19 protein-coding genes and 1 other RNA gene are annotated in these 14,962 nt (G+C 62.2%); 9 read left to right on the forward strand and 11 right to left on the reverse strand.

Annotated elements, in window-relative coordinates; all coding sequences use genetic code 11:
• Positions 1 to 42 precede the first annotated feature (42 nt).
• Both ABVQ20_RS33640 and ABVQ20_RS33645 read left to right on the forward strand, forming a co-directional pair.
• Positions 43 to 621 carry a TetR/AcrR family transcriptional regulator gene (locus tag ABVQ20_RS33640; RefSeq protein ID WP_354464133.1) on the forward strand — a complete coding sequence of 193 codons (579 nt, stop codon included), beginning with the start codon at positions 43 to 45 and terminating at the stop codon, positions 619 to 621.
• 76 nt (positions 622 to 697) lie between these two features.
• Positions 698 to 1,441, forward strand: coding sequence for a 3-oxoacyl-ACP reductase family protein (locus ABVQ20_RS33645; protein WP_354464134.1), 744 nt, complete (start codon positions 698 to 700; stop codon positions 1,439 to 1,441).
• A 22-nt stretch (positions 1,442 to 1,463) separates the two neighbouring features.
• Here the strand turns inward: ABVQ20_RS33645 and ABVQ20_RS33650 are convergent, their stop codons facing one another.
• A complete protein-coding gene (locus tag ABVQ20_RS33650) occupies positions 1,464 to 3,263 on the reverse strand; it encodes an ABC transporter transmembrane domain-containing protein (protein WP_354464135.1) in 1,800 nt (599 codons plus the stop codon).
• A 206-nt stretch (positions 3,264 to 3,469) separates the two neighbouring features.
• Between ABVQ20_RS33650 and rpmE the strand changes: the two genes are divergently transcribed.
• Positions 3,470 to 3,691: a 50S ribosomal protein L31 gene (gene rpmE, locus ABVQ20_RS33655; protein WP_354464136.1), complete on the forward strand. Its 222-nt coding sequence runs from the start codon at positions 3,470 to 3,472 to the stop codon at positions 3,689 to 3,691.
• Between the two features lie 103 nt (positions 3,692 to 3,794).
• Here rpmE and ABVQ20_RS33660 read toward each other — a convergent pair whose 3' ends face one another.
• The gene (locus tag ABVQ20_RS33660; RefSeq protein ID WP_354464137.1) at positions 3,795 to 4,436 is read right to left on the reverse strand and encodes a TetR/AcrR family transcriptional regulator; all 642 of its coding nucleotides are present in this window, start codon (positions 4,434 to 4,436) and stop codon (positions 3,795 to 3,797) included.
• A 109-nt stretch (positions 4,437 to 4,545) separates the two neighbouring features.
• On the opposite strand from ABVQ20_RS33660, the gene ABVQ20_RS33665 reads away from it, so the two are divergent.
• Entirely contained in the window at positions 4,546 to 5,379 is an 834-nt protein-coding gene (locus ABVQ20_RS33665; RefSeq protein WP_354464138.1) for an NAD(P)H-binding protein, read from the forward strand.
• A 1-nt stretch (position 5,380) separates the two neighbouring features.
• Positions 5,381 to 5,860, forward strand: a complete 480-nt coding sequence (locus ABVQ20_RS33670) for an anthrone oxygenase family protein (RefSeq protein WP_354464139.1) — start codon at positions 5,381 to 5,383, stop codon at positions 5,858 to 5,860.
• A 27-nt stretch (positions 5,861 to 5,887) separates the two neighbouring features.
• Here ABVQ20_RS33670 and ABVQ20_RS33675 read toward each other — a convergent pair whose 3' ends face one another.
• From ABVQ20_RS33675 to ABVQ20_RS33685, 3 genes are all read right to left on the reverse strand, one after another.
• On the reverse strand, positions 5,888 to 6,196 hold the full coding sequence (locus ABVQ20_RS33675) for an Rdx family protein (RefSeq protein WP_354464140.1): 309 nt from the start codon (positions 6,194 to 6,196) through the stop codon (positions 5,888 to 5,890).
• On the reverse strand, positions 6,193 to 6,942 hold the full coding sequence (locus ABVQ20_RS33680) for a YebC/PmpR family DNA-binding transcriptional regulator (protein ID WP_115140860.1): 750 nt from the start codon (positions 6,940 to 6,942) through the stop codon (positions 6,193 to 6,195). The genes ABVQ20_RS33675 and ABVQ20_RS33680 overlap by 4 nt, the downstream gene beginning before the upstream one ends.
• Positions 6,943 to 7,156: 214 nt before the next feature.
• Positions 7,157 to 7,480, reverse strand: a complete 324-nt coding sequence (locus ABVQ20_RS33685) for an ArsR/SmtB family transcription factor (protein WP_354464141.1) — start codon at positions 7,478 to 7,480, stop codon at positions 7,157 to 7,159.
• Positions 7,481 to 7,531: 51 nt separating this feature from the next.
• On the opposite strand from ABVQ20_RS33685, the gene ABVQ20_RS33690 reads away from it, so the two are divergent.
• Positions 7,532 to 8,014 (forward strand): SRPBCC domain-containing protein, encoded by a 483-nt coding sequence (locus tag ABVQ20_RS33690; RefSeq protein ID WP_354464142.1) that lies wholly within the window; start codon positions 7,532 to 7,534, stop codon positions 8,012 to 8,014.
• A 20-nt stretch (positions 8,015 to 8,034) separates the two neighbouring features.
• Complete coding sequence (locus tag ABVQ20_RS33695; RefSeq protein ID WP_354464143.1) at positions 8,035 to 8,397, forward strand: VOC family protein; 363 nt, start codon at positions 8,035 to 8,037, stop codon at positions 8,395 to 8,397.
• Between the two features lie 12 nt (positions 8,398 to 8,409).
• On the opposite strand, the gene ABVQ20_RS33700 is transcribed toward ABVQ20_RS33695, so the two are convergent.
• From ABVQ20_RS33700 to ABVQ20_RS33720, 5 genes are all read right to left on the reverse strand, one after another.
• Complete coding sequence (locus ABVQ20_RS33700) at positions 8,410 to 9,171, reverse strand: TerC family protein (RefSeq protein ID WP_354464144.1); 762 nt, start codon at positions 9,169 to 9,171, stop codon at positions 8,410 to 8,412.
• 78 nt (positions 9,172 to 9,249) lie between these two features.
• Positions 9,250 to 10,074, reverse strand: coding sequence for a TIGR00282 family metallophosphoesterase (locus ABVQ20_RS33705; RefSeq protein WP_227344717.1), 825 nt, complete (start codon positions 10,072 to 10,074; stop codon positions 9,250 to 9,252).
• A gap of 63 nt (positions 10,075 to 10,137) precedes the next feature.
• Complete coding sequence (locus ABVQ20_RS33710; RefSeq protein ID WP_354464145.1) at positions 10,138 to 10,725, reverse strand: 5-formyltetrahydrofolate cyclo-ligase; 588 nt, start codon at positions 10,723 to 10,725, stop codon at positions 10,138 to 10,140.
• Between the two features lie 98 nt (positions 10,726 to 10,823).
• A non-coding RNA gene (gene ssrS, locus ABVQ20_RS33715) (6S RNA) lies at positions 10,824 to 10,979 on the reverse strand.
• A 25-nt stretch (positions 10,980 to 11,004) separates the two neighbouring features.
• Positions 11,005 to 11,430, reverse strand: a complete 426-nt coding sequence (locus tag ABVQ20_RS33720; RefSeq protein ID WP_354464146.1) for a DUF4345 domain-containing protein — start codon at positions 11,428 to 11,430, stop codon at positions 11,005 to 11,007.
• Between the two features lie 139 nt (positions 11,431 to 11,569).
• On the opposite strand from ABVQ20_RS33720, the gene ABVQ20_RS33725 reads away from it, so the two are divergent.
• Positions 11,570 to 12,409, forward strand: a complete 840-nt coding sequence (locus ABVQ20_RS33725) for an AAA family ATPase (RefSeq protein ID WP_354464147.1) — start codon at positions 11,570 to 11,572, stop codon at positions 12,407 to 12,409.
• On the opposite strand, the gene ABVQ20_RS33730 is transcribed toward ABVQ20_RS33725, so the two are convergent.
• The gene (locus ABVQ20_RS33730; protein WP_354464148.1) at positions 12,387 to 13,919 is read right to left on the reverse strand and encodes an MFS transporter; all 1,533 of its coding nucleotides are present in this window, start codon (positions 13,917 to 13,919) and stop codon (positions 12,387 to 12,389) included. The two genes, ABVQ20_RS33725 and ABVQ20_RS33730, sit on opposite strands and share 23 nt — an antisense overlap.
• A gap of 141 nt (positions 13,920 to 14,060) precedes the next feature.
• On the opposite strand from ABVQ20_RS33730, the gene ABVQ20_RS33735 reads away from it, so the two are divergent.
• Positions 14,061 to 14,924, forward strand: coding sequence for a LysR family transcriptional regulator (locus ABVQ20_RS33735; protein WP_354464149.1), 864 nt, complete (start codon positions 14,061 to 14,063; stop codon positions 14,922 to 14,924).
• Positions 14,925 to 14,962 lie beyond the last annotated feature (38 nt).

The following is a 14,962-nucleotide window of genomic DNA, read 5'->3' on the forward strand; positions in this document are numbered from 1 at the left end:
ATAATTCTGGACAAATCAGTCCATAATTCCTAGATCAGTGCCATGGCACGCCCCAAGGAATTCGACCGCGAAATCGCCCTTAGAGAGGCCATCGGCGTCTTTTCGAACCATGGCTACGAAGGGACTTCGACAGATGAGCTGCTGAGAGCGATGCGGATCAGTCGTCAAAGCCTGTATGATACGTTTGGCGACAAGCGGCGGCTCTATCTTGAAGCCTTGCAGCGCTACAATGCCGACAGCGTCTCCGAGCTGATCGGAACTATGAGCGCGTCATCCTCACCCCTGACGGGGCTGGAATCCGCGATGGTTGCGCTTGCAGCCAGACCCCTCCCGCAAGGCGGAGTCGGCTGCCTTGGGGTCAGCGCAATCTGCGAATTCGGCGTTTCGGACCGAGACGTCGTCCTGCTGGGCGAGGCGGCGGGCAGAACGTTGCTGTCGGCGCTCGAACGCCTGATCGCTCAGGCCAAGGCGGCCGGCGAGGCCGACGCGCAACTGGATGCTCACGCCGCCGCGCAATTCATCGCCGCCACCCTCTCCGGCATCAAGGTATCCGCGCGAGGCGGCGCTTCATCACAAACGTTGCGCGGCATCGTGCAAATGGCCATCCGCAGCTTGCGCTAGCAGGATTTACGAGACGGTTTCGGCTATTCAGTTTGCCAAATTATAGACTAATTGGTCCAGAACAAGAAAGAAAACCATGACAAGATCCCTCTCCGGCAAGGTAGCACTGGTTGCTGGCGGCTCGCGCGGTATCGGCGCCGCCATCGTGCGTCGGCTTCATGCCGATGGCGCGATTGTGGCTTTCACCTATGTCAGCTCGGATGCAAAGGCTGCCGAGCTTGTTAAATCGCTAGCCACTCCCGAAGGGCAGCCGCTGGCCATCAAGGCCGACAGCGCCGACCCCGAAGCGATCCGGCAGGCTGTCGAAAAAACCGTCGAAAAGTTCGGCAGGCTCGACATTCTTGTAAACAACGCCGGCATCCTGATTCACGGAATGGTCGACGATGTTTCGGTCGCGGACTTCGACAGGATGGTCGCGATCAACGTGCGCGCCGTATTCTTCGCGGCACAGGTTGCCGTGAAATTCATGGGTGACGGTGGCCGCGTCATCACCATTGGCAGCGTCGTTGCCGATCGTACGGGGTTTCCGGGTTCGTCGATCTATTCGATGACCAAGTCCGCGATTGCCGGGCTGACCCGTGGTCTCGCCCGCGACCTTGGCCCGCGTGGCATCACCGTCAACAACGTCCAGCCGGGGCCAACCGCCACCGATATGACGCCAGCCGATGCATCGGTTGCGGACAAGGTCCGCTCGCTGATAGCGCTTGGACGCCTCGGCGAAGATCGCGAGATCGCCGGACTGGTCGCTTATCTTGCCGGACCGGAATCAAGCTTCATCACCGGTTCAAGCCTCACCATCGACGGCGGTTATCTCGCGTGAGCCGAACCACGGTTGCGGCGCACTACTCCGCCGCACCCCTGAAGGCACTCGCACCGGTTTCGAACTGCAGTTTGGCCAGCCGCGCATAGATGCCGCCCCTGGCGACGAGGCTCTGATGCGTGCCTTCCTCGACGATGCGGCCGCCATCCATGACCAGTATGCGGTCAGCCTTGAGCACCGTCGCCAGCCGGTGCGCGATGACGATGGTCGTGCGGCCCTGCATCAGCCGTTCCAGCGCCGTCTGCACCAGCGTCTCGCTTTCGGCATCGAGCGCCGAAGTCGCTTCGTCGAGCAGCAGGATCGGCGCATCGCGCAGGATGGCGCGGGCGATCGCCACACGCTGGCGCTGGCCGCCGGATAGTGTCACGCCGCGCTCGCCAACCTGGCTGTCATAGCCGTGTTCGAGCTTCAGGATGAATTCGTCGGCAAGCGCGTCCTTGGCCGCCGCCTCGATCTCGGCCTCGCTGGCGCCCGGCCGGCCAAAGCCAATATTGTCGCGCGCGGTTGCGGCAAAGATGGTGACATCCTGCGGCACGATGGCGATACGCTCCCTGACTGCAACCGGATCGGCATCGCGCACGTCGACGCCGTCGATCATGATCTTTCCGGTTTCCAGGTCATAGAAGCGCAGGATCAGCGAAAAGACAGTGCTCTTGCCGGCGCCGGAAGGGCCGACGATCGCCACCGTCTCGCCGGGCTTGACCGAAAAACTCAGGCCGTGGACAGCGGCGCGGTCGGGTCTGGCCGGATAGGAGAAGGAGACATCGTCAAAGCTGATCGCCCCCTTGACCACGGCCGGCAGCGGTTTTGGATCGGCGGGCGGCTGGATCGCCGGCTTTTCCGCCAGGATCTCGGTCAGCCGCTCGGCGGCGCCCGCTGCCTGCGCCATTTCGCCCCAGACTTCCGACAACGCGCCAAGCGCACCGGCAGCGAACACCGAATAGAGCAGGAACTGGCCGAGCGTGCCCGGCGACAGCGTGCCTTCGAGCACGTCGCGCGAGCCGAACCACAGCACCGCCACCACCGAGGAGAAGATGGTGAAGATGGCGAAGAAGGTGAGGAAGGAACGCGCGAAGATCGAGGAACGCGCCGCCTGGAAGGCGGCTTCCACCGCGCCCGCGAACTTCCCCGTCACCAGCTTCTCGTTGGTGAATGCCTGCAGCGTGCGCACCGCGCCGATCTGCTCACTGGCATAGGCCGTGGCATCAGCCAGCGTATCCTGCGCTTGCCTCGACTTTCGCCGCACCGAACGGCCGAAGGCGACCAGCGGCAGCACGATGACCGGAATGGCTGCAATGACCAGGCCGGACAGTTTGGGGCTGGTGACAACCATCATCCCCAACGCACCGAGGCCAAGGATCACATTGCGCAGCGCGACCGAAGCCGTGGCGCCTACCGCCGACTTGACCTGCGTGGTGTCGGCCGCGAGCCGCGACACGATTTCGCCCGACTGGGCGGTATCGAAGAAGGCCGGCGACAGCGTCGTCACATGGGTAAAGACATCGCGCCTGATATCGGCCACGACGCGCTCGCCGAGCGTGATGACGAAATAATAACGGCCGGCCGATGCCGCCGCCAACACGGCCGCCATCGCCACCAAGGCGGCGAAATATTCGGCGATGAAGGTTGTGCTGGACGACGAGAAACCATGATCGATCATGCGTCGTACCGCCAACGGCAGCGTCAGTGTCGTTGCCGCGGCGATGACCAGCGAGATGATGGCGCCGATGACAAGCGTGCGATAGCGCGTGATATAGGGGAACAGGCGCCTGAGCGGCTTGAGCGAGCGCCGGCGCTCATCTGCGCTGCTGATTTGCGCCATCCCAGTGTTTCCTCCAGCCGCTTCAGGGTATGCGCTTCAATATGCGCTTGCCGCGGCCTTGTGATTCAATTCCGGCTGATGTATAGGCTCGCCGACCGTTTTAGAAGCCGTGGCTCCTCAATAGCTGCGGCTTCGAGTTTTAAAAAGGGGCGCATCGACGCAGGCAATTTGCCCGTCAGCGGCGCCGGCAAGCCAGGAACAGAGCGATGAAGACCGACATCCATCCCGATTACCACACCATCAAGATCGTCATGACCGACGGCACCGAATACATGACCCGTTCGACCTGGGGCAAGGAAGGCGATACGATGAACCTCGATATCGACCCGACCACGCACCCGGCCTGGACCGGCGGCCAGCAGACCCTGCTCGACCGCGGTGGTCGCCTGTCGAAGTTCAAGAAGCGTTTCGAAGGCTTCGGCATCTAAGCCGCATAAGTTTTCAGAGAATCAAAAACCCGCCCTTGAGGCGGGTTTTTTGTTGCCTGGGATTCGATTTGGAACACTGGCGGTAGCTTGCCGTCGAATGGCTTTACTCGTCAAGCAACTCCCGCAGCGCCATGCGCTTGTAGGTCTCGACGAACCCGTCGCCCTCGGTGCGCCCGACCGCGACCGCGAGACGCACCGCCGTTTCGCCGAGTTGCCAGACCAGGAAGGCCTTCGCCTCGAGCGCAGCCGAATCGTCTTGCGGACGCAGCCGTTTCAATACAGCAGCCAGGAACGCGCCGCTGGCACGGCTATCGGCCAGTTCGAGTTCGCGCAGCGCATTGTCGGCCTGCGTCCCCGACCAGATGTCACGCATCACCGGCTCCGCCAGGAACAGCCGGTAATAGATATCCACCAACTCTGAAAATGCCCGCCGCAGGCCTTCGGCATCAGTGACGTCAGCCAGCGCGGCCGCGATGCAGGCCTGGCTTTCCGCCGTGTACCGCTCAGCCAATGCCCAGACGATCGCCCTTTTGTCCGGGAAGAACTGGTAGAGCGAGCCGATCGACACGCCGGCCCTTTCAGCCACCTCGCCCATGCGCATGGCATCGCTGCCTTGCTCGGCGATCAGCACTGAGGCCGCCGCGAGCATGCGTTCGACCCGCTCGCGGCTGCGTTGCTGGCTCGGTGTCCGGCGCGGCGATGCGACCTGTCCATCCTGCGAGCCCGATAGCGCACTGCCTTCCATGACCGTCTCCCGACACATTTGCCGGCAGCCCGGCTTGACTCTCAAAATACGAGGATTTATCACGTTTAGCAAATGTGAGTATTATTCATATTTTGAGAGGAAAACCACCATGAACGACACAGCATCGAAACCGATCCTGATCCTCGGCGGCACCGGCAAGACCGGCCGCCGCCTCGCCGAGCGCCTCGCCGCACGCAACCTGCCGGTACGGCTCGGCTCGCGCTCCGCCACACCCGCCTTCGACTGGGAGAACACCGCGACCTGGGAACCGGCTTTGGATGGCGTGGGTGCCGTGTACATCAGCTACTATCCGGATATCGCTGTGCCGGGCGCGGCCGAAACGGTGGGGGAATTCGCCTCTCTCGCCGCGACAAGGGGCGTGCACCGGCAGGTGCTGCTGTCGGGCCGTGGCGAACCGGAAGCGCAACGCGCCGAAGAGATGGTCAAGGCATCCGGAGCCGTCTGGACCATCCTGCGCTGTGCATGGTTTGCCCAGAATTTTTCTGAGAGCTTCCTTCTTGATCCGCTGCTCGACGGTGAGGTGGCGCTGCCGGTCGGCGCCGTTGGAGAGCCTTTTGTCGACGCCGACGACATCGCCGACGCCGCCGTGGCGGCGCTGACCCAACTCGGGCACGAGAACCAGCTTTACGAACTGACCGGGCCGCGATTGCTGACCTTCGCCGAAGCTAGCGCCGAGATTGCCAGGGCCGCCGGTCGCGAGATCCGATACGCCCAGATTTCCCATGCCGCCTTTGACGTCATGCTGCGGGAACAGCACGTGCCTGCCGAAATCGTCGGCCTGCTCAACGAGCTTTTCACCGAAGTTCTGGATGGCCGCAATTCCCATCTGACGGACGGTGTCCAGCGCGTGCTTGGCCGCTCCCCCAAGGACTTTACCGCCTACGCAAACGAAACCGCCGCGACCGGCGTGTGGAGCAAATGAGATGATCCCGAAATTTCTGCCCGCCCTCACCTTCGTCGCAGCACTCGGCTCGGGTGTCGTCGCCGGCGTCTTCTTTGCCTTTTCCAGCTTCGTCATGCCGGGCCTTGCCCGCATGCCGGCCGCAGGCGGCATCGCGGCGATGAACTCGATCAACGTCACCGCGGTCACGCCGCTGTTCATGACGGCTTTGTTCGGCACGGCACTTGTGTGCCTCGTTGTCGGCATCGGCGCGGCGATGGGCTGGAGCCATTCGGGTTCACTGTGGCTGGTTGCCGGCAGCCTGATCTATCTGGTCGGCATCGTGCTGGTGACGATCGTCTTCAACGTACCGCTAAACGACGCGTTGGCCGCCGTCGATCCGGCAAGCGCCAACGGCGCCAGCCTGTGGTCGCGATATCTGGATGAATGGGTGATGTGGAACCATGTCCGTGCCATCACCGGCATCGCCGCGCTGGCCTGCTTCATCACCGCATGGCGATGAGCGGAAGTTCGAGGCAAGGGCTCCGCGTCAGGCGGGGTCCTTGGCCTTGTGTCCCCTGTCGGAGTGACCGAGGTCGCGGTCCGGATCAATGACATCGCGGACCAATTGCTTGAGCTTCGCGGCTTCGGGAAAGCCGCCGTCGCGCTTGCGGTCCCAGACCAGCGTGTCGTTGCAGCTGATGGTGAAGATCCCGCCCGTGCCCGGCACCAGCGTGACCGCGCCCAGATCGGTGCCGAAGGTCGACAGCAATTCCTGCGCCATCCAGCCGGCACGCAGCAGCCATTGGCACTGCGTGCAGTAGGTGATGCGGACGGTTGGCAGGGGCTGTTCGCTCATGCCGCGCTGAGCTTGGCCAGGGTCTCGTCGTCGACTTCGAAATTGGCGTAGACGCTCTGCACGTCATCGTCATCCTCGAGTGTCGCGACCAGCTTCATCAGCGACTGCGCCCGTTCCTCATCGACCGGAACATTGTTCTGCGGCTGCCAGATCAGCTTCACCGATTCCGCTTCGCCGAGCGAGGCTTCCAGCGCCTTCGACACTTCACCGAGATTCTCGAAGGCACAATAGATGGTGTGGCCTTCCTCATCCGTTTCGACGTCATCGGCGCCGGCCTCGATCGCCGCCTCCATGACCTTGTCGGCGCTGCCGGCGGAGGCCGGATAATAGATCTCGCCGACACGGTCCCACATGAAGGACACCGAGCCGGTTTCGCCCATTGCCCCGCCAGCCTTTGTGAAGGCGGCGCGCACGTTGGATGCCGAACGGTTGCGGTTGTCGGTCAGCGCCTCGACGATGACGGCAACGCCGCCCGGCCCATAGCCTTCGTAGCGCACGGCTTCATAGTTTTCGGCATCGCCCATCGAGGCCTTGTTGACGGCACGCTGGATGTTGTCTTTCGGCATCGACACGGCCTTGGCGTTCTGGATGGCCAGGCGCAGGCGCGGGTTCATCGATGGATCAGGTGTCCCGCTCTTGGCGGCAACGGTGATTTCGCGCGCCAGCTTGGAAAACATTTTCGACCGCACGGCGTCCTGACGGCCCTTGCGGTGCATGATGTTCTTGAACTGTGAATGGCCAGCCATGGCACCCCTGTCGTGTTCGGCTAGAGCATCCAGCGACCGGACGGGATCGCCCGGCATTTCGCCAAAATGCTCGAATTCAAAATTTCAGAGCGTCCCTGGTGCAACTCGCGGAAGCACGGCGTTCTCTGTCGGAATGGCCGGCTTATAGATAAATCGGCTCAATTCGTCCAGCCACACCGCATGCGTGGCGCACGATACGGGCTGCAGCAGCCGCTCACGCTTCGAGCTCGGATTTCAGCCGATCGATGATGCTGAGCGCATGGCCTGCATACTGACTGATCCAGCGATCGTGGATCTGCTTGATCGGCAGCGCATTGAGATGGTTCCAGCGCTCGCGGCCCTCCCGCCTGGGAACGACGAGATCAGCCTCCTCCAGCACCTTGAGATGCAGCATCACGGTGCAGCGATCCATATCGGGAAAGGCATCGCAAAGCATGCCGGTGGTCTTCGGCGTGTCCTTCAGCTGATCCAGCAACTCACGCCGGCGCGGATGCGCCAGCGCCTTGAAAACATTGTCGTCCTGCGATCGGCTCGACATGTTATATTTCTATAACATGTCGTCGGATCGATCAAGCAAGGAGCTGTGGATATGTCTCTTGGATTCAGTGTTTCCGGACGCATCGGTAAACCGGTCGCCGAAGTCTTCGACGCCGTCGTCAATCCGAAGAAACTCAGCGGCTATTTCACCACGATCGGCGGCGCCAGTGCGCCGCTGGTGGCAGGCGCTGGCGTGGTCTGGTGGGGCAAGGTGCCGGTTGAGGTCGATGAGGTAACGAAGGACCGCCGCATCGTGCTGCGTTGGGACGCCACCGATGCCGACGGCAAGCCGGCCTACAAGACCCGCATCGAGATGAATTTCGAGCCGCTGGACGACGGCGGCACCTTCGTCACCATCGCCGAGAGCGGCTGGCAGGAAGGCGCGGTCGGCCTGAAGAAATCCTACCTCAACTGCGAAGGCTGGTCACAGATGCTGGCCTGCATGAAGGCCTATGTCGAATACGGCATCAATCTGCGCGACGGCTACTACCGCAGCGAGATGAAGGGCGAACCCGCCAGCGAAAACAACATCTGACATTCAACAAAGGAGCCAGCATGACCACGAGATTCACCGGCGGCATCAACATCGCCATGAAGGTACCGCCGCACCAGTATGAGGCGACGATCGCCTTCTACCGCGATGTCGTCGGCCTGAAACCATTCACCGACAAGGCACCGGCCATCGGCTTCGAGCTCGGCCCCAACCGCCTGTGGATCGACGAAGCGCCGATGATGAGCCAGGCCGAGGTCTGGCTTGAGCTGTTCACAGGCGATTTTCCTGCCGCCGCTGACCACCTCGCCAAGGCTGGCGTCGTGCGCTGTGATGCAATCGAGCACTTGGGCGAGGGTTTTCGAGGTGGCTGGATCACCAATCCAGCCAACATCGTCCACATGCTGCGCGAACCCGACGCCTGGTAGGCGCGACCGGCCTCAATGCCCGCCGCCGGACCTCTTCCGGCGTCGCGCCAGCATGTTGAGCCCCTCGACCAGCGCCGAGAAACCCATGGCCGCGTAGATGTGGCCCTTGGGCACATGGTAGCCCATGCCGTCGGCGATCAGCGTCATGCCGATCATCAGCAGGAAGCCCAGCGCCAGCATGACGATGCTGGGGTTCCTGGCGATGAAGTCGGCCAGCGGTCCGGCCGCCAGCATCATCACGCTCACCGCAACGATGACGGCGATGTACATGATGGCGATCTCGTCGGTCATGCCGACAGCGGTGATGATCGAATCAATCGAGAAGACGAGGTCGAGCAGCAGGATCTGGAAGATCGCGCCGGCGAGCGAGATCTTGAGCGTCCCGCCCAGCATCGTGTCCTGATGATCCTCGGGATCGACCGTGTGGTGGATTTCCTTTGTCGCCTTCCACACCAGGAACAAGCCGCCGGCGATCAGGATCAGGTCGCGCCAGGAGAAACCGTGGCCGAAGGCGTTGAACACCGGCGCCGTCAGCTGGACGATGATCGAGATGGTGGCCAGCAGCACAAGCCGCATGATCAGCGCGGCCGAGATGCCGAGCCGTCGTGCCTGTGCCCGCTGCCCCTCCGGCAACTTGTTAGTCAGGATCGAGATGAAGATGAGATTGTCGATGCCGAGCACGATCTCCAGCACCACCAGCGTCAGCAGTGCAATCCACGCGGTCGGATCATGGACAAAGGCAAAGTAAGGCGCCAGAAATTCGATAAGCTGCATGGAGGTCGTCGTCCCCTCTTGTAACGATCTGAAGCAGATGTCGCCGGCAATTAGGTACTACGCACGCCTATATCAATGTCATGACCAGAAAGAAGGTGCGGTTTCTTCCAGCCGGGGGCCGCGACGAAACGGCGCGATCCTCTCCGTCAGCCCCGTGCGGTCGGAAATATCGACCCCGACGCCGCACAATGTCGCCGGTCCGGTTGCCGCCTCGAAACGCCCTTTCGGCACTTTCGACAGGAAACGGTTGAGCGGCTCCTCCTTGTCCATGCCCAGCGAGGAATCGTAGTCACCGCACATGCCGGCGTCCGACATGTAGCCGGTGCCGCCGTTGAGGATCTGATGGTCGCCGGTGGGTTGGTGCGTATGGGTGCCGATGACGAGGCTGGCGCGGCCGTCGACGAAATGCGCGAAGCACATTTTTTCCGAGGTTGCCTCGGCATGGAAGTCGATGATCACCGCGTCGGACTGCTCGCCAAGCGGACAGGCGGCGAGCTCGCGCTCGCCGGCCTGGAAGGGATCGTCGAGTTCGGGATGCATGAACACCCGCCCCATGATGTTGGCGACCAGCACCCGCGCGCCGTTTTTGGCGATGTAGACACCGGAGCCTCGCCCAGGTGTACCCTTGGGAAAATTGGACGGACGCAGGAACCGTTCCTCGCGCGGCGCGAACCCCAGCGCGTCGCGCTGATCCCAGACATGGTTGCCGGTGGTGACGACATCGGCACCGGCCGCGATCGTCTCGCGGAAGATATCCTCGGTGATGCCGAAACCGCCGGCGGCGTTCTCGCCGTTGACGATGACGAAGTCGAGTTTGAAGTCGGAGATCAGGCCTGGCAGCTGTTCCCACACCGCCGTGCGTCCCGTTTTACCGACCATGTCGCCGAGGAAGAGAAGTCTCATCTACGCCTGATCCCGAAAAGCTGCATGACTTTTCGGCAAAGATCATGCGTTCCAAAAAACTATCTACAGTTCCGGCGCGAACCGGCGCAACCCGCTCTCGGTCAGTATTTCTTGAATGATCACGTCATGCGGCTCATCCGGCACCAGCGCCACCTCCTGGCAATCGAAGGCAATGCCAACCAGCCTGGGTGATTGTCCCTTGTCGATCAACCTGGCTATCGCGCGGTCGTAATAGCCGGCGCCATAGCCGATGCGATGGCCGCGCGCATCGAAGGCGGCGAGCGGGATCAGCATCACCGAGGGGTCGAGCACGTCGGCTTCCTCATGTGGGCCGACCGTGCCGAAGCCCATCTCGACCATCGGCGCGCCCCGCACCAGTTCGCGAAAGACGATGGTTGTCTTGTCGAGGATAGCCGGCAGGCAGAGCCTTGCCCCTTGCTCGCGCAAGGCGAACATCAGCGGCCTGACGTCGACTTCCGAGCGCATCGGCCAGAAGCCGGAGACGATCTGGCCGGATTCGATCCCGAGGCGATCACGCGCCGTTTCGGCCATTTCGAGCGCGGCTTCCACCCGCCAGAATTCATCGAGCGCGTCACGGCGGCCGAGTGCTTCCTTGCGAAGGTGTTTTTTCAGCTCTTTGGGAGAAGTCATGCGGCCACGGTAGAAAAGGTCGGATATCGATGGCGTTGCGGAAGCGACGTTTTCCACCGAAGGATCCACCAAAGCGCGAGTGGATCCTTCGCGTTGAGTGACGATCCACACAACCGGTGGAGAGAGCGATCCCGGGAACCTACAAAGTAGGTGGGCGCCGTATGAGAAAACCCACGGGTCTTCCCAGGGACAGCTCCCTAGGGATGATTAAGGCCCCGGGGAAAATGTTCTCCTGCCGGGAAGCACAGATCGTCTCCCCTGATATAGGCCTGTTGCAGCCTATAGACCAGATGCCCGAGCATTCTCCGCGGCTTTATTCGCGACGCGCCCCTGCCACCAGACCAGGGCCGGCACCGCCAGCAACTCGACGCAAAGCCCGGCCATGTGCCCAACCGACGGCTCACCGGCGGTGAGCAGCGAGAAAAGCCGCGCCAGCCCGCCGGCGAATGTGCAGGCCGCAAGCAGCCGAAACCGCTCGGTCCTGGTCTCTATGCCGGGAATGCAGGTATACCAGGCGATGCCGATGGCGAGGAAGAAGCCGGACAGGAAGCGGAAATGGCTGTCCAGGTCGACCGGCCACGGAGCCGTGACATTCAGGAAGTCCGGCCCCGACAGGATGCCTTCGAACCCGACCAGCACCGGCGTCGCCGCCAGCACCCCGACCACCACTTGCAACTCCATCTTGCCAAATGTTCCTTGCTTCACCGCTGCCGCCCCCGGGTCCGGCATGGACCTGACATAGAAACGAGGATTCCGCCGCGAGGTTTCACATCCGCTTCACCGCGGCGCCTTGCGCAGGCCAAATCGTCTCCTTACGGTCGCCGGAACGAACCGAGGAGCAAAAATGCGTTTCGAAGGCACGGCGGCCTATGTCGCCGACAAGGATCTGATGGTGGCCGTCAACGCGGCGATCGCACTGGAGCGGCCCTTGCTGGTCAAGGGTGAGCCTGGCACCGGCAAGACGGAGCTCGCCAGGCAAGTGGCGGCCGCGCTGGGCCTCGATCTGATCGAATGGCACGTCAAATCGACCACCAGGGCACAGCAAGGGCTCTACGAATATGACGCGGTCTCGCGGCTGCGCGACAGCCAGCTCGGCGATATCAGGTTCAACGACATCGCCAATTACATCAAGCGCGGCAAATTGTGGGAGGCATTCGCAGCCGGCAGGAAGGTCGTGCTTCTGATCGACGAGATCGACAAGGCCGACATCGAGTTCCCCAACGACCTGTTGCAGGAACTCGATCGAATGGAGTTCTTCGTCTACGAAACCGGAGAGACGATTCGCGCCGCGGTCAGGCCGATCGTCATCATCACCTCCAACAACGAAAAGGAACTGCCGGACGCTTTCCTGCGCCGCTGCTTCTTCCACTACATCCGCTTCCCGGATGTCGAGACCCTGCACAGAATTGTCGATGTCCACTATCCCGGCATCAAGCAGAATCTGGTGCGGGCGGCGCTGACGCAGTTCTACGAGATCCGCGATGTGCCCGGCCTGAAGAAGAAGCCATCGACATCCGAGGCGCTCGACTGGATACGCCTGCTGGTCGCCGACGACATCGCGCCGGAAGATTTGCGCGCCGACCCCAAGAATGCGCTGCCCAAACTGCACGGCGCACTCTTGAAGAACGAACAGGATGTCCATCTGTTCGAACGGCTGGCGTTCATGGCGCGAAGGCAGGGGTGACTCGGCCTCTGACGCCGAAGATCATGAAGCTGATGACGGCAAGGGCAAGAACGCCGATCCCGCAATAGAGCATCACCCAGCCAAACCCGTTGACCAGAGCGGCATGCACGATGGCGCCGGATGGATCGAGGGTCGCGAGCCTGGGCGAATATTGCGAAAGGCCAGCGAGATTTCCGGTGGCGATCCTTTCCGCCAGGGCGCTGAGTTCATTCGCATCGAGGGCCGCGCCAAAAACGGTCCGCAGATAAGAAGCGATGCCCTGCGTCAACAGCAGGCCCAGCACCGCGATGTTGATCGCCAGCGTGATCAGGCGCGCGCTGATGTCGATGCCCGAGGCCATGCCGGCACGGTCAGCCGACACCGAGCCTGTCGTGGTGTTGGTGGTTGGCGAATTGGTCAGGCCGATGCCGATGCCGGCGATCAGGGTACCGGGCAGCATGGTCAGCCAGTTGGCTCCCTCGAGCCCGGAGCCTATCCTCATGGCGATGAAGCCGATCCCCAGCGTCAGCAACCCCAGTGGGATCGCGACGCGCGCCTGGTAGCGCGCACGAATGCGCTCGGCGATCGCGGGCATCAGCATGAAGGGCAGCGTGTAGACGAGCAGCAACAGGCCGGTCGTCGTGCTGTCGTAGCCGAGAACGCCCGAGAAATAGATCGGCAGATAGATGATGAACGGCCAGTAGCTGAAATTCATGCCGATGCCGCCCATGATCGCTCCTGAAAACTGGCGGATGCGGAACACAGAGAAATCGAACATCGGATAGGGGCTGGTCTTCTCGGCAACGAGGAACGCGATGAAGGCCAGCACGGCCGCGATGGTCACGCCGATGCGGGCGCCGGCCCCAAGATCAGCCCCTTGCGTGATCAGATAGGAGAAGCCGAACACCGCGAAGGAGAGCGTCAGGATGCCGGCCCGATCGAGCTTCTGGGCGTTGGCGTCGCGCGATTCGGTGACGCCGGCGCCGATGAAGACCAGGGCAAGGATCGCCAGCGGCACATGGATGAGGAACACCCACTCCCAGCTCGACAGCGCTACGATCAACCCGCCAATGGCGGGACCGAAACCAAGCCCGATGCCCGAGACTACGCTCCAGGCCACGAAAGCCTTGCTCCGGTCACGACCGTCTTGAAACTGGTGGGACAGCACGGCGACGCTGCAGGTAAACATCGCGCCCCCCGCAAGACCTTGCAGGAAGCGCGCGACGATCAGAAGCGGAGCGCTGGGTGCCAGGCCGCACAGCAAGGAGGTGACGCCGAACGAGATGGTGGCGATCACCATCACGCGTTTGCGGCCGAAACGGTCGGCCAGTGTCCCCGTCGCCATCAACACCGTGGTGCAGGCAATGGTGTAGGCGTTCATGATCCATTGCAGATCCCTGAAATCGGCGGCGAGCACGCTTTCGAGTTTCGGAAGGATGACCGGCACGCTGGAGATTTCGAGGCCAAACAACAGAGAGGCAAGGCAGACGCCCGCAAGCGCAACGGTGTTTCGGTCAATTTGAAACGACATATCCATCACTTTCTATGGGAGCATTCAGAGAGGCTGGAAGTGGCGCTCTTCAAACTGCGGTCGAGATGAGATAGACGAGCCTTGACCATGAAAAAAGACGATGCATCTCTATTTCAGAGATGACAAAATGGAATAGTCGAAATGACGAGCCTCGATGTCGACGCTGTACGCATCTTCGTGATGGTGGCCGATCTGCAGAGCTTCACCCGTGCGGCGGTCGCGCTGGGAAGTACCCAGGCCACGATCAGCGTCAAGCTGCGCCGCCTGGAAGAGAAGCTTGGCGCGCGGTTGATCGAACGAACACCACGCCGCGTGGCGCTGTCGGCACGGGGAGCCGTTTTCCTCCCCGCGGCGCGCGAATTCCTGGCCTCCCACGAACGCGCCCTCACGGAGTTCTCGGCGGCGTCGTGCAGGCTTGCTCTCGGCTTTGTCGACCATGTCGCGGGGCCGGAACTATCCACGCTGATAGCCCAGCTTCATGCCCATGATCCCTCACTGGCGCTCAATGTCAGGATCGATACCAGCTCCTTGCTGGAAGAAGCGTTCGATCGCGGCGAACTCGATGCGGTCATCGTGCACCGGGAAGATGGCGGCCGCCGTGGCGAAACCCTGTCGCGCACCCATTATGGCTGGTTCGCCGCCCCGACCTTCGAATGGCGACCCGACACGCCGTTGCGCCTCGCTCTTCTGAGCATGGTATGCAACTGCCCGGATCGTCTGCGGGCGATCGAAGCGCTGGACAAAGCGGGCATCGCCTGGAACGAGGCTTTTGTCGGCGGCGGCGGCGCGGCCGTCAACATCGCGGTGTCGGCCGGCTTCGCCGTTTCGGCCCTTGCTTACCGTGTCGTTCCCCCCGGCCTGGTCGAGGTGGGCCGCAAACTCGGCCTGCCACCCATTCCCCCGTCCGAGATCATCTTGCATTCGCATGCTTTGACGCCTCACGCGAGAGAGGCCCTGCACATGCTCACGACCGCTTTTCGCGAGTATGATTTGCCGGCAGGATAGGTAGAGATATTTCCGATCCGATTCTGCTGGATGGATCG

Source organism: Mesorhizobium shangrilense (genome assembly GCF_040537815.1).
Taxonomy (GTDB): Bacteria; Pseudomonadota; Alphaproteobacteria; order Rhizobiales; family Rhizobiaceae; genus Mesorhizobium; species Mesorhizobium shangrilense.